The sequence below is a fragment of the Marinobacterium zhoushanense genome, from assembly GCF_014641945.1.
In the GTDB taxonomy this organism is placed as follows: Bacteria; Pseudomonadota; Gammaproteobacteria; order Pseudomonadales; family Balneatricaceae; genus Marinobacterium_D; species Marinobacterium_D zhoushanense.
This window is the reverse complement of record NZ_BMIJ01000003.1, coordinates 183759-196400: the sequence shown is the minus strand read 5'-3', so window position 1 is coordinate 196400 and position 12642 is coordinate 183759. Positions and strand designations below refer to the sequence as shown.

Sequence of the window (12642 nt, the reverse complement as noted above, 5' to 3'; positions counted from 1 at the left end):
GTACCGGTTATTCGATACGGACCCGTCCAAGTCTAGCCTCACCGAGCAAGCTGTTCTCTCGCGTCAGCAGCAACTCGTCACCTTGCCAGACCACCGCCTCCCATTGACCCGACGGCCACAGAATATAACGGCTGGCGCCCGACCAATCAGGCTCATGCCCGCTGACCGGAACACGCCAAATAAAAGTATCACTATGCAGCCGTCCGAGGGTGTAACCCAGCACCACCAACTCCTTGCGCTGGGGGCTGTAATCCATCCCGGTCACCAGCCCTTTGACTGGCCAGGTCGCAACAGCTTCTATCGACTGCTGATCACGGCTGATATCGAGGCGATAAAGTCTGGAGGCTGAGCTGGCCCAGCCCTTGGTCAGCAGCCAGACCTCCCCTTCTACACTCGCGATCGCCTCGCAGTCGTTGTCATGCGCCTGAGGGCCACTCACCGGTGCCGGATCAGCCAGTCGAAACGCAATAGTCTGCGCTTCGACCTCAGCGCCATCCTGCGCTTCACGCAACTGATCCCAGCCAACCGAATGGAGCTGCAGCCAGTCGCGACGCCCGCTGTTGTTACCACAATCCGCTACGAACAGCCGATCCTCGTCCGCCGCCATCGACTCCCAGTCGATATTGGTCGTACCAGCCAGGCGAACCCGTCGTTCGATCTGTCCACCCAGGCCCAAGCGATAGAGCCATGGCCCGTTGCCGCTGTCATTCAGCGTCCAGACCCGATGCCCATCAAGCGCCAACGCCGAGCTTTCACCGATCTCGCTGCTGAGAGAACCGAGGGTTTCCACCTCAAGGTACCCCTGACCATCCGCCTTCGGCAGTGCCGAGCAACCACTCAGCACCAGCATCGACGCGATAGATAAAGCCCGGCGTAACATTCTATCCACCCTGGATATTACTTACCCTGAATCTTGGCCCAGGAGTCTCTCAGCCCCACGGTACGGTTAAATACCATGCGGTTTTCGGTGGTATCGGGGTCGACACAGAAGTAACCCTGACGCTCAAACTGGTAACGGCTCTCGACCGCCGCGTGCTTGAGACCGATCTCGGCATGAGCCCTGGGATAGACGACCAGCGACTCGGGATTGATAAACTCGTGAAAATCACGCTCTTTATCGCCATCCGGGTTCGGTTCGGTAAACAGCCGCTCGTAGGCACGCACCTCACAGGGCACAGCGTTATCCGCCGATACCCAGTGGATTACACCGTTGGGCTTGTAATCGGTTGGATTGGCGCCGTGCGTCTGCGGATCGAAGCTGGCCTTGAGCTCTACCACCTCGCCAGTCTCATCAAGTACCACCTCTTCACAACGAATAACGTAGGCACCACGCAGGCGGACCGCTTCGCCCGGCGCCAGACGCTTCCACTTCTTCGGCGGCACTTCGGCAAAATCTTCACGCTCGATCAGCAGATTGCGGGTGAACGGGACCTTGCGAATACCCATCGCTTCATCCTTCGGATGCGCCGGCAGTTCGAACCACGCCAATTCACCCTCGGGCATATTGGTTATGGTCAGCTTGATCGGGTCGAGGACGCACATGGCTCGCGGCGCATTGGCGTCAAGATCCTCTCGCACCGCCGCCTCCAGCATACCCATATCGACGATACCGTTGGAGCGCGTCACACCGATCATGTCACAGAAGTTGCGGATCGATGCTGGAGTATAACCACGACGACGCAGGCCAGAGATGGTCGGCATCCGCGGATCGTTCCACCCATTAACTTTCTGTTCGTCCACCAGCAGTTTCAACTTGCGCTTGCTGGTGACGGTGTAGTTCAGGTTCAGACGCGCAAATTCGTACTGGCGCGGCTTGGCCGGCACCGGCAGGTTCTCGACGAACCAGTCGTAGAGCGGACGATGATCCTCAAACTCCAGCGTACAGATCGAGTGAGTTACCCCCTCAAGCGCATCAGACTGACCATGGGCGAAATCGTATGAGGGATAGATGCACCACTTGTCCCCGCTCTGATGGTGATGTGCCTTGCGGATACGGTAGATCACCGGGTCACGCAGATTGATGTTGGCTGCCGCCATATCGATCTTGGCACGCAGCACACAATCACCCTCGTCAAACGCGCCAGCGCGCATCTTTTCGAACAGGTCCAGGTTTTCCTCAACACTGCGGTCACGATAGGGACTGTTCTTGCCCGGCTCGGTCAAAGTGCCGCGATACTCACGCATCTCATGGGCGCTGAGGCTGTCCACATACGCTTTACCCTCATTGATCAGGTGCAAAGCCCATTCATGCAGCGTATCAAAGTAGTCGGAGGTGTAGCGGATATCGCCCGACCATTCAAAGCCCAACCAACGTACGTCGGACACGATAGAGTCGATATACTCCTGACTCTCCTTTTCCGGATTGGTGTCATCAAAACGAAGATTGCATTGCCCACCGTATTTCAGTGCGGTACCAAAGTTGAGGCAGATCGACTTGGCATGGCCGATATGCAGATAACCATTGGGTTCAGGCGGAAAACGTGTGACGACCTTTCCGTCGTTCACGCCGTTTTTAAGATCCTCTTCGATGATCTGATGGATAAAGTTGGTCGGCTTGGAGCTATCGTTTTTGGTCATATCCGCGTCTTATCGATACTGTGTTGACGCAGCCGCGTCCAATTATCAACGCGGCTGAAACCCGAGCGCGACATTATAACCGTAGATTCGACGCCAACGCACTGCCGGCAGAAGGCTGATATCCGTTGTTATATTGACGTATACAATTGCGACTTGAGTATAATGTCTCGTCTAATAACTAAATATTGCGGAACGGGACCAGCCTAACATGATCACCCTGCACACCAACCATGGCGATATCAAGCTTGAGCTGAACTATGAGAAAGCCCCCAAAACGGCAGCCAACTTTGAGCAGTATGTACGCGAGGGCTTCTACGACGGTGTGATTTTCCATCGCGTGATCGACGGTTTCATGATCCAGGGCGGAGGCTTTGAGCCCGGCATGGTGAACAAAAAGACTAACGCGCCGATCGAGAATGAAGCTGACAACGGACTCTCCAACAAAACCGGCACCGTCGCCATGGCACGCACCATGGACCCACACTCGGCATCTGCTCAGTTCTTCATCAACGTCTCCGACAACCTTTTCCTCGACCATACCGCCAAAACCACCGAGGGATGGGGCTACGCCGTGTTCGGCGAAGTCAAAGAGGGCATGGAAGTGATCAACAAGATCAAATCCGTACGCACCACCATGCGCGCTGGCCATCAGGACGTGCCGGTTGAAGATGTCATCATCGAACGCGCAGTGGTCAGCGACGACGCCGGCGAAGAGTCAGACAAAGCCTGATCATGCGCCACCTGTTTATTGCAGATCTCCACCTGCAACCCGAGCGCCCGGAACTGTTCCGGGCGTTTCGTTATTTCCTCGACGATATCGCCAGACCGGGCGATGCGCTCTACATGCTGGGCGATATTTTCGAATACTGGATCGGCGACGACGCCCCTCTTCCCGGACTTGAGCCCATCTTCCAGAGAGTGCGAGCACTGAGCGACGCGGGAAGCCGCATATACTTCCAGCACGGCAACCGAGACTTTCTCGTCGGTTCGGCGTTAATGGTGCAGCTGGGCGCGGAGCTTCTGCCTGAAGCTCAACGCATCGAGCTACCCACCGGAGCCGCGTTGATAATGCACGGTGACCAACTCTGTACCGACGATAGCGCCTACCAGCAGTTTCGTACCCAGGTGCGCAACCCGGAATGGCAACAAAGCTTTCTGTCACAGCCGATAGAACAGCGAGAAGCGATCGCGCGACAGATGCGTCAGCAAAGCCAGCAACAGGGCGCCATGAAGGCCGAAGCAATTATGGACGTCAATGCCGATGCAGTACGCAATACCATGCTGGCACACAGGGTCGAGTTGCTTATCCATGGCCATACCCATCGCCCGAATATCCACCAAAACCAGATCGGCTCAGGTCAAGGTGAACGCATAGTGCTCGGCGACTGGTCCGAGAGCGGCTGGTATCTGCGCGTGGATGAGTCGGGGCGAGAGTTGATACGCTTCACCCCGGAGTAGGCTCAGGCGGCGACCTCCTCCTCAGAGGGCGCTCCGCTATGAAATCTGAACTCAGGATCAGGTTCCTCAACCAGAGCCTGCTCCAGTGCGCGGAAATAGGCCACACGCTCATCGATCGGCTCGCCGGCATACTCTCGCGCCAGCCCCAGGTAATCCTGATAATGACGCCCCTCGGACTTCAACAACGAGCGGTAGAACTTGCCCAGCTCATCATCAAGACAGGGCGCCAGCGCCGCAAAGCGTTCACAGGAGCGCGCCTCGATAAACGCACCGATGATCAGCAGGTCGATCAAACGACCAGGCTCACTGGTACGCACCGCCTGGCGCAAGCCCTGCGCATACCGCGCGGGTGAAAGATGGCCATACTCGATACCCCGCGCCTCCATCAGCGACAGACACTGTTCAAAATGGATCAGCTCTTCGCGCGCCAGGCGTGACATTTTATTGAGCAGGTCGCTGCGATCGACATAGCGAAACATCAGATTCATCGCGGTCGATGCCGCTTTTTTCTCACAGTGCGCGTGATCGATCAGCAGGATCGGCAACGATTCCGGCTTCGCCGCTCTATCGATCCAGCTTTGGGGGGTCGGACCGGCCAGAAAGGCCAAAATTTCATTAAGCGCGTCCATCGAACAGTCTGCTACCAGCCGCTAACGTTGTGGAATATTCTCTGCAGGTTTGTTAACGGTGGCGGCTTACCTTTTAACAAACTCGGGGTGGAAATTTTAACAGACTCCAAACAGCAATAGCCAACTCGCCCCCAGACCGAACTGTCGCACACCAGTGGACTCAAAGCCCTCATTGCGCCCCTGCCAAGCGGGAGCGATACTGACGCCCAACGCTGAACTACCGAGGTTGAGTTTGATGAAACGCATTCTTTTTGCAGCGGTGCTCGGCGCATCCGCAACCGGCTGCGCCCTCTCCCCCACCGGAGAAAAAACCCTGCTGCTAAACTCTCCATCCCAGATGAACATGATCGGCAGACAATCGTTTGAGGAGATGAAACAGCAGCAACCCGTCGAAGAGGATGTGCAGACCAATCGCTACGTGGAGTGCATAACCGACGCCATTGTCGCCCAAGTCCCACCAGAGTATGGATATGCTCCCGCAGACTGGGAGCTGGTCGTATTCAAGAACAAAGAGATTAACGCCTTCGCCCTACCCGGGGCCAAGATCGGCGTCTATACCGGCATGGTTCAACTGGCCCAGAACGAACACCAACTGGCCTCAGTCATTGGCCACGAGGTAGCGCACGTCCTGGCCCAACACAGCAACGCACGTCTGAGCCAGCAACAGCTGACCCAACTAGGGCTGACCACCACCTCGCTAATTCTTGGAGACAGTCTCGACAGCAATACCCAGCAAGCGGCAATGACTGCGCTGGGCCTTGGCGCCCAGTATGGGATCTTATTGCCCTACAGCCGGCTGCACGAGAGCGAAGCTGACCGGATGGGACAGGAGCTAATGGCGTACGCAGGGTTCGACCCGAGGGAAGCATCAACGTTGTGGCAGACGATGGCCAAGCAGGCCCGCGCCACACCGCCCGAACTCCTATCCACCCACCCCGCTCCATCGACCCGCATTCGGCAGCTCGACACCCAGGCAGCGAGTCTAACCAGCACTTGGCAGCGCGTCCTGGCGAAAGGCACCCGACCCAACTGCGACCGCCTGCGGCCGCACCAAGAGAAATAACGACCTCATAAACAGAAAGGACCGGTGCTACGAGTTCGTAGGACCAGTCCTTATTGCGAAAGCACGGAAACGGTTATCAGATCATCAACGTGTCGATCAGATCGATCATGAACTCCGTCTGCTCGACACTCATCGACTCCCAGCGCTTGATCCCCATGCTCTCAAGCACGCCCGCACCTTTCGGTTCGTTGTGCATATTGACCAGCAGCCCATTCAAGGAGTCGGAATACTCCTGCATGTTCGGACCAATCAGCAACGAATGGTGCACGACACTGATCTGACTGCTTACCAGCACCCGCATCTGCTTCTTGATCAGATCGGACAGCTCGTCGAACCCCTGCTTCAGGAAAAATCCGACATCGGCATCCCCCCTCAGCAGAGCCTTGGCCACCAGAATGTAGGTATCGTACTCACGCTGGGTGATATTGCTCTTATCGAGATCTGCCGGCTCCAGCATGATCATACCGATGGTATGCACATCGGGATCGGCCGTCGTGGCGAGGCGTACACCAGCGGAGAGATCCTCCACGACCTCAGCACCACTGCTGGCCGGCACGACCACCACCGCCTCGTCGCGCTTCCCGGCGGGTCGAACCACCGCCTTGAAGCCATGCTCACGCACCAGCATCGACGCATCGTAGGGGTTGGCATAGATCAAATCGATCTTGCCAGCACGGATCTCCTCCCGCTGCTCGTCAAAACTATCGAACAACTCGAGATGGATCTCCGTTTCCAGATTGCGCTGCAGCCAGGTGTTGAAGTAGAACCAGCCCGACATGTGATCCGGAGCAAAATCGGGACTGACCGTGAAATTGAAAGGCATACTCCCTGCTCCCTACATCAATGTACTGTAGAGCTTTTCGCTCTCGACAATTTTGCTGCGCGAAGGCTTACGCCGAACCGAGGTATAGCCCACCAGCTTGCCGTCGCGAACATTGGGTATCACCGTTGCTTTTACCCAGTAGTAACGCCCATCTTTGCGCAGATTCTTGACGTATCCCTGCCATTTCTCGCCATTTTCGATGGTGTCCCACAAACCCTTGAAGGCTACGGCAGGCATATCCGGGTGGCGCAGGATATTATGATTGGCCCCAACCAACTCATCACGGCTATAAGCGGACATATCGACAAACGCCTGGTTCACGTGCGTGATAATCCCCTTCAGATCGGTCCTGGATACGATCAGCTTGCCATCGGGAAATGCGACCTCTTCATCGATGATGGTCGCAACACGCTCGGCGCCATCGTAATACTTAATTAACTCTTCTCGGACTGCGCCGGTATCCTTCTCGGACATATTGCGACTCCTCTATTCGCGGTTAGGCAAGGACCTGACTCAGAGCACCTTGCCTATCGCTTCAGCAGCGCGTTTAACGTCCAGGAAAATAAGTCCCAGTCGAGCATTGGGTTTTGCGACCACGGTCAGCACGGACTCATCGTTGGCATGGGTCATCAGAATATAGCCCTGATCCCCCTTAACCAGAACCTGCTCGAGCTCGCCTCGCGCCAGCTCCCGGGCTGTGCGCTCACCGAGCGACAGGATGGCGGCACTCATGGCGCCAACCCGGTCCTCGTCCATGCTCGCCGGCAGCAGAGAGTCGATCACCAAGCCGTCGGTTGAAATAACGGCACACGCCTCGATTTCGGTCGAGGTACTGTTCAAATCACGCAAAATCGTATTCAGCATTTCCGCGCGCATGAAAATCTCCTTTTCCACTGCAAAGTCTTAGTGATCCAGATAGCGCCGGATCAGAACTGAAGTCAGATCAACAAAGGGCTGCCGATTAAGGTAGGGCATACCTTCAATAATCAATAGAAATTTTTCCCGGCCGATCGAAAGCACCCAAAACCCCAGATCGCTTTGACCGACGGCATTTACCAACGCCCAGGAGCAACCATAGAGCCCAAGATTATCATTGATCAGTTTGCTGTGACGCTCAGTCAACATCATGATATCTGCCGCAAGACCGGCTACCGCCTCTTCGTCGGCAGTCGAAAACCCTTTTTGCGCCAGCGAAAAGCCCTGCTCATCGGCCAACAACACCTTGCCCTCTCCCAAAGGCGCGATCAGGTCCGGCAGTATCTTTTCCAGAGAGCCGTTCACTATCTCGTTCGGGTTGGGCAGCAGCTCAATAAAGTTACGAGAGTGCATATCGACGAGAATCTGTTGCGCACCTTCAGCATCAAGCCCGGTTAACCTTTCCAGCAATGCCGGTATATAAGGAACTGGGGTATCGGAACTTAGCAGCTGCAACAGCAATGCACGCATCTCATCCGGCTCACCACTAAAAGTAGCGTAGTAAGCACCTGCCGGAAGTACTTGAAAATACAGCGTTTCGTCACTTTCGCCGTGTGGCTTGATGGATTGAACGCTCATGCGTCATCTCCTTATCTACGCTCGAATAATCCGGCCGCATCAGCAGCAGCCATAAACGAAAACACATACCGTTGGGGAAGCTTGAGCAACTTGACGATTTCCAACGCACTCCGGTATTCGACGGACCAAGCTTTGGCAATCGTTTCCGCCTGCGGTGGCAGCAGAAAGCGTTGCAGATCTGAAGCGTCGGCGAGGCGATACGATTCTGCAGGGTCAAGATGATCAGGCAAACGTCCTGCCGAGGTTAGCAGCCCCAACATCCAAAGCAGTTGATCGCGCTTGGCAACGGGATCGACCGGCGATTTCAGCTCAACCGGATGGCAATCCAGCTCACCAAAGCCGAATCGACTGCTGGCCATCTGCACCAACAGATCCGGATCCAGATCGTAACTGAACAGCTCTCGATCCGGAAAATAGATAAACGAGCCTGGAATCCCGGTTACCTGCATCGGAGCCTGCTGCTCCTGCGCGAGCCGGACCATCTTATTCACCTGGTCGATAAAACGCCCCTCAAGCGAAAAGAGTATCCGTTTACTCCAGCCGGGCAGCTCCGGATCCAGATCCGGCAGCGAACCGCAGGCGCGGCGCATCAGCATATCCCGCTCAGCCTCGCTCCAGCGCATAATCAAACGCGACTTGCTTGCATCACGAACCGTGTTCAACTGCTGGGGCTTGGGTGCAGGCTTGGGAGCGGACACGCCCGCCTCAGCTATCAATGCCTTCAGATCGGCCGGATCCATCTTCAGCGCCGTTTTCTGTTGACCAGCCCCCTGCGCTCCAGCCAAAGGTGATCTGGCTGCCTTTTTATGCAGCTCGTCGAGCACACGGGTCAGGGTCAACTTCAGACCGGTCACCTCCAGTGGTCGCTTAAGCTCAAGCACACCGCGAGGCACACTCAGCTCCGACACCACCCCAATCACCGGGCAATCAGGCCTCGACGCGTACCACTGCAGAAACTGCTTAAGGTCGGTCTCGGTTTCCAGATTGACCAGTAACGCAGCCGACCGTTCCGGTGAACCAATTTTCAACCCGGGGTTGTTTGAGCTATCGAAGAACACTTCGAGCATGCCCAGCTCACGCCCGGAAAACCCTATAAGTCCGATTGTATATCCCGATACAGTCATTGCAGGCCAACCACCGTTGGCATTCCCCCATTACTTAACACGGACTCCCCTTGGGACAGCGCTCGCAGGCGATCCAGGTCACCCGACTCGCTGACCTGGTGCATGAGCTTGAAATGAGACTGGTGGAGCAGCGGCTTGGACTGCTCAAGCATACGTTTGATCAGATACCGCCCACGTCCGTGCAGCACGAGAATCAGGTCGACCAGCGCACCCGTAAGGTGTTCGGCGTCCCGGCTCTTGATCGACAGGTATACGCGTCGAATATGATTGCGTAGCTGTTTGGGACGCGCGGCGACTCGGCGCTGGAGATAACGGAGAACGATCAGGTTCTCTTCACCGCGGTAGATCAGATGGCTATCTTCCTGAATCCGGAACAGTTCGAGCTGTCGCTTGATCTGGAATTGCAGAGCACCGTTCCCGGCAGATGGTTCCAGCGGGTCTACTAACGGCACATTCATGGACAATCCTCCATGTTCCAAACAGGTGTATGATGCGTTATACGTGGGTCGAGGATGACAAGCAACATCAGGCTTACTTTAATTGATGCGTATCAAAGAGAACAATTTACGTGAAGCTAGACCCAAAGTCTAAGCCTCAAGATTGTCGACAAACTTAACTTTAAGCCCCTCTTCAGCTAAAATCCGCGTCGCCAAACACCAAATCGATACCTAATCGATATGTCGCCGGACAAGCGGGTGAGGCTTTATAAAGCGCATCCGGCGATTACAACAGATGAGGGCCAAGTCGTGCTAGAAGCTTACCGTAAACATGTAGAAGAACGCGCCGCAGAAGGCGTGCCGCCGAAACCCCTGGACCCGGAACAGACCGCAGCGCTGATCGAGCTGCTGAAGAACCCGCCGGCAGGCGAAGAGGAGTTCCTGCTGGAGCTGCTGATTAACCGCGTTCCGGCCGGTGTAGACCAGGCAGCGTACGTCAAGGCGGGCTTCCTGGCAGCTATTGCCAAGGGTGAAGCGTCTTCACCGCTCGTCGACAAGGTCAAGGCAGTAGAACTGCTCGGCACCATGCTCGGCGGCTACAACATTGCACCGCTTGTCGAGTCACTGGATGACGAAGCCCTGGCGCCGACCGCTGCCAAAGCGCTCTCTCATACCCTGCTGATGTTCGATGCCTTCCATGATGTGAAGGAGAAGATGGACGCCGGCAACGCCTACGCCAAACAGGTCGTGGAGTCCTGGGCCAACGGCGAGTGGTTCACCAGCAAGCCTAAGCTGGAAGACAAGATCACCGTTACCGTATTCAAGGTGCCGGGTGAAACCAACACCGACGACCTGTCTCCGGCTCCGGATGCCTGGTCTCGTCCGGATATCCCGCTGCACGCCAACGCCATGCTGAAGATGGAGCGTGAGGGTATCAACCCGGAACAGCCAGGCGTAAAAGGCCCGCTGGCGCAGATCGAAGAAGTTAAAGCCAAAGGTTTCCCGGTTGCCTACGTCGGCGACGTGGTCGGTACCGGCTCGTCTCGTAAGTCCGCTACCAACTCTGTACTGTGGTTCTTCGGTGATGATATCCCCCACGTACCGAACAAGCGCGCCGGCGGTTACTGCTTCGGCGGCAAGATCGCGCCGATCTTCTACAACACCATGGAAGATGCTGGTGCTCTGCCGATCGAGATGCCGGTCGACAAGATGGAGATGGGCGACGTCATCGACGTCTATCCGTACGAAGGCAAGGTGTGCAAGCACGGCACCGACGAAGTGATCAGCACCTTCGAGCTGAAAACTCAGGTACTGCTCGACGAAGTACGTGCCGGCGGCCGTATCCCGCTGATCATCGGTCGCGGTCTGACCGAGAAAGCCCGTGAAGCACTGGGCCTCGGTCATTCTGATCTGTTCCGCAAGCCCGAGCAGCCAGCCGACACCGGCAAGGGTTACACCCTGGCTCAGAAGATGGTCGGCAAGGCCTGTGGCCTGGAGGGCGTACGCCCTGGCATGTACTGCGAGCCGAAGATGACAACCGTTGGTTCTCAGGACACCACCGGCCCGATGACCCGTGACGAGCTGAAAGACCTGGCGTGCCTGGGCTTCTCAGCCGATCTGGTCATGCAGTCATTCTGCCATACTGCGGCATACCCGAAACCGGTCGACGTTAATACCCACCACACGCTGCCGGACTTCATCATGAACCGCGGCGGTGTTTCCCTGCGTCCGGGTGACGGCGTTATCCACTCCTGGCTGAACCGCATGCTGCTGCCGGACACCGTAGGTACCGGTGGTGACTCTCACACCCGTTTCCCGCTGGGTATCTCCTTCCCGGCCGGCTCCGGTCTGGTTGCCTTTGCTGCTGCGACCGGCGTTATGCCGCTGGATATGCCGGAATCGGTTCTGGTTCGCTTCAAGGGCAAGCGCAACCCTGGCATCACCCTGCGCGACCTCGTTCATGCCATCCCCTACTACGGCATCAAGCAGGGCCTACTGACCGTCGAGAAGGCGGGCAAGAAGAACGCGTTCTCCGGTCGCGTCCTTGAGATCGAAGGTCTGGAAGAGCTGACCGTCGAACAGGCATTCGAGCTGTCCGACGCCTCTGCCGAACGTTCTGCAGCCGGTTGTACAATCACCCTGTCGGAAGATTCCGTCGCGGAATACCTGCGCTCCAACATCGTCATGCTGAAGTGGATGATCGCTGAAGGCTATGGCGATGTGCGCACCATCGAGCGTCGTATCAAGGGCATGGAAGAGTGGCTGGCCAACCCGAGCCTGATGCGTGCCGACGCCGACGCCGAGTACGCCGAAGTGATCGAGATCGACATGTCCGAGATCAAGGAGCCGATCCTCTGCGCTCCGAACGACCCGGACGACGCTCGCCTGTTGTCTGATGTGGCCGGTAACAAGATCGACGAAGTGTTCATCGGTTCCTGCATGACCAACATCGGCCACTTCCGTGCTGCCGGTAAGCTGCTGGAAGCATCCGGTCAATCGATCCCGACCCGTATGTGGATTGCACCGCCTACCAAGATGGACCAGGCTCAGCTGTCCGACGAAGGTTACTACAGCATCTTCGGCAAGGCCGGCGCTCGCATGGAAATGCCGGGCTGTTCTCTGTGTATGGGTAACCAGGCACGTGTAGCCGCCAAGTCAACGGTTGTTTCCACCTCAACCCGCAACTTCCCGAACCGTCTCGGCGACGGTGCCAATGTTTTCCTGGCATCTGCCGAGCTGGCTGCAGTTGCAGCGCTGGAAGGCAAACTGCCCACCGTTGAGGAGTACATGGCTTACGCGAACAAGATCGACAGCATGGCCGGCGATATCTATCGCTACCTGAACTTCGATCAGATCGAAAACTACGTCGCGAAGGCGTCCAGCGTGATTCCGACCGTAGAAGCCTGATCCTGAAGCCGCTCTCTGTGGCGGCTTTAGCGAAAAGCCCCGGCATTGCCCGGGGCTTTTTCATTTCCAT

The 12642-nt window shown here is 56.7% G+C and carries 13 protein-coding genes; 4 read left to right on the top strand and 9 right to left on the bottom strand.

The annotated features are described in order from the left end of the window. Positions 1–7: 7 nt before the first annotated feature. A complete protein-coding gene (locus IEX40_RS08005) occupies positions 8–880 on the bottom strand; it encodes a hypothetical protein (protein ID WP_188747089.1) in 873 nt (290 codons plus the stop codon). Between the two features lie 17 nt (positions 881–897). Then, positions 898–2577: a glutamine--tRNA ligase/YqeY domain fusion protein gene (locus IEX40_RS08000; RefSeq protein ID WP_188747087.1), complete on the bottom strand. Its 1680-nt coding sequence runs from the start codon at positions 2575–2577 to the stop codon at positions 898–900. Positions 2578–2785: 208 nt separating this feature from the next. On the opposite strand from IEX40_RS08000, the gene IEX40_RS07995 reads away from it, so the two are divergent. Next, the gene (locus IEX40_RS07995) at positions 2786–3307 is read left to right on the top strand and encodes a peptidylprolyl isomerase (protein WP_188747085.1); all 522 of its coding nucleotides are present in this window, start codon (positions 2786–2788) and stop codon (positions 3305–3307) included. 2 nt (positions 3308–3309) lie between these two features. Further along, entirely contained in the window at positions 3310–4035 is a 726-nt protein-coding gene (locus IEX40_RS07990) for a UDP-2,3-diacylglucosamine diphosphatase (protein WP_188747083.1), read from the top strand. A 2-nt stretch (positions 4036–4037) separates the two neighbouring features. Here the strand turns inward: IEX40_RS07990 and IEX40_RS07985 are convergent, their stop codons facing one another. Then, entirely contained in the window at positions 4038–4664 is a 627-nt protein-coding gene (locus IEX40_RS07985; protein ID WP_188747081.1) for a MiaE family protein, read from the bottom strand. A 235-nt stretch (positions 4665–4899) separates the two neighbouring features. Between IEX40_RS07985 and IEX40_RS07980 the strand changes: the two genes are divergently transcribed. Next, positions 4900–5727: a M48 family metallopeptidase gene (locus IEX40_RS07980; protein WP_188747079.1), complete on the top strand. Its 828-nt coding sequence runs from the start codon at positions 4900–4902 to the stop codon at positions 5725–5727. Between the two features lie 76 nt (positions 5728–5803). Here the strand turns inward: IEX40_RS07980 and IEX40_RS07975 are convergent, their stop codons facing one another. Genes IEX40_RS07975 through IEX40_RS07950 form a run of 6 tightly spaced genes read right to left on the bottom strand, consistent with a single transcriptional unit; the run spans position 5804 to position 9686 of the window. Further along, positions 5804–6550, bottom strand: a complete 747-nt coding sequence (locus tag IEX40_RS07975) for a phosphate/phosphite/phosphonate ABC transporter substrate-binding protein (protein ID WP_188747078.1) — start codon at positions 6548–6550, stop codon at positions 5804–5806. Positions 6551–6562: 12 nt separating this feature from the next. Next, positions 6563–7024 (bottom strand): PAS domain-containing protein, encoded by a 462-nt coding sequence (locus IEX40_RS07970; RefSeq protein ID WP_188747076.1) that lies wholly within the window; start codon positions 7022–7024, stop codon positions 6563–6565. A 39-nt stretch (positions 7025–7063) separates the two neighbouring features. After that, on the bottom strand, positions 7064–7426 hold the full coding sequence (locus IEX40_RS07965; protein ID WP_188747075.1) for a roadblock/LC7 domain-containing protein: 363 nt from the start codon (positions 7424–7426) through the stop codon (positions 7064–7066). A gap of 27 nt (positions 7427–7453) precedes the next feature. After that, positions 7454–8104: a hypothetical protein gene (locus IEX40_RS07960; RefSeq protein ID WP_229680640.1), complete on the bottom strand. Its 651-nt coding sequence runs from the start codon at positions 8102–8104 to the stop codon at positions 7454–7456. Positions 8105–8115: 11 nt separating this feature from the next. After that, the gene (locus IEX40_RS07955; RefSeq protein WP_188747073.1) at positions 8116–9171 is read right to left on the bottom strand and encodes a hypothetical protein; all 1056 of its coding nucleotides are present in this window, start codon (positions 9169–9171) and stop codon (positions 8116–8118) included. Positions 9172–9224: 53 nt separating this feature from the next. Beyond that, on the bottom strand, positions 9225–9686 hold the full coding sequence (locus IEX40_RS07950; protein WP_188747071.1) for a hypothetical protein: 462 nt from the start codon (positions 9684–9686) through the stop codon (positions 9225–9227). A gap of 288 nt (positions 9687–9974) precedes the next feature. On the opposite strand from IEX40_RS07950, the gene acnB reads away from it, so the two are divergent. Continuing rightward, positions 9975–12572, top strand: a complete 2598-nt coding sequence (gene acnB, locus IEX40_RS07945; RefSeq protein ID WP_188747069.1) for a bifunctional aconitate hydratase 2/2-methylisocitrate dehydratase — start codon at positions 9975–9977, stop codon at positions 12570–12572. Positions 12573–12642 lie beyond the last annotated feature (70 nt).

Excerpts from the sequence above, each read along its gene's own strand:
- IEX40_RS08005 (WP_188747089.1), bottom strand. The coding sequence starts at position 880 with ATGTTACGCCGGGCTTTATCTATCGCGTCGATGCTGGTGCTGAGTGGT.
- IEX40_RS08000 (WP_188747087.1), bottom strand. The coding sequence starts at position 2,577 with ATGACCAAAAACGATAGCTCCAAGCCGACCAACTTTATCCATCAGATC.
- IEX40_RS07995 (WP_188747085.1), top strand. The coding sequence starts at position 2,786 with ATGATCACCCTGCACACCAACCATGGCGATATCAAGCTTGAGCTGAAC.
- IEX40_RS07990 (WP_188747083.1), top strand. The coding sequence starts at position 3,310 with ATGCGCCACCTGTTTATTGCAGATCTCCACCTGCAACCCGAGCGCCCG.
- IEX40_RS07985 (WP_188747081.1), bottom strand. The coding sequence starts at position 4,664 with ATGGACGCGCTTAATGAAATTTTGGCCTTTCTGGCCGGTCCGACCCCC.
- IEX40_RS07980 (WP_188747079.1), top strand. The coding sequence starts at position 4,900 with ATGAAACGCATTCTTTTTGCAGCGGTGCTCGGCGCATCCGCAACCGGC.
- IEX40_RS07975 (WP_188747078.1), bottom strand. The coding sequence starts at position 6,550 with ATGCCTTTCAATTTCACGGTCAGTCCCGATTTTGCTCCGGATCACATG.
- IEX40_RS07970 (WP_188747076.1), bottom strand. The coding sequence starts at position 7,024 with ATGTCCGAGAAGGATACCGGCGCAGTCCGAGAAGAGTTAATTAAGTAT.
- IEX40_RS07965 (WP_188747075.1), bottom strand. The coding sequence starts at position 7,426 with ATGCGCGCGGAAATGCTGAATACGATTTTGCGTGATTTGAACAGTACC.
- IEX40_RS07960 (WP_229680640.1), bottom strand. The coding sequence starts at position 8,104 with ATGAGCGTTCAATCCATCAAGCCACACGGCGAAAGTGACGAAACGCTG.
- IEX40_RS07955 (WP_188747073.1), bottom strand. The coding sequence starts at position 9,171 with ATGCTCGAAGTGTTCTTCGATAGCTCAAACAACCCCGGGTTGAAAATT.
- IEX40_RS07950 (WP_188747071.1), bottom strand. The coding sequence starts at position 9,686 with ATGAATGTGCCGTTAGTAGACCCGCTGGAACCATCTGCCGGGAACGGT.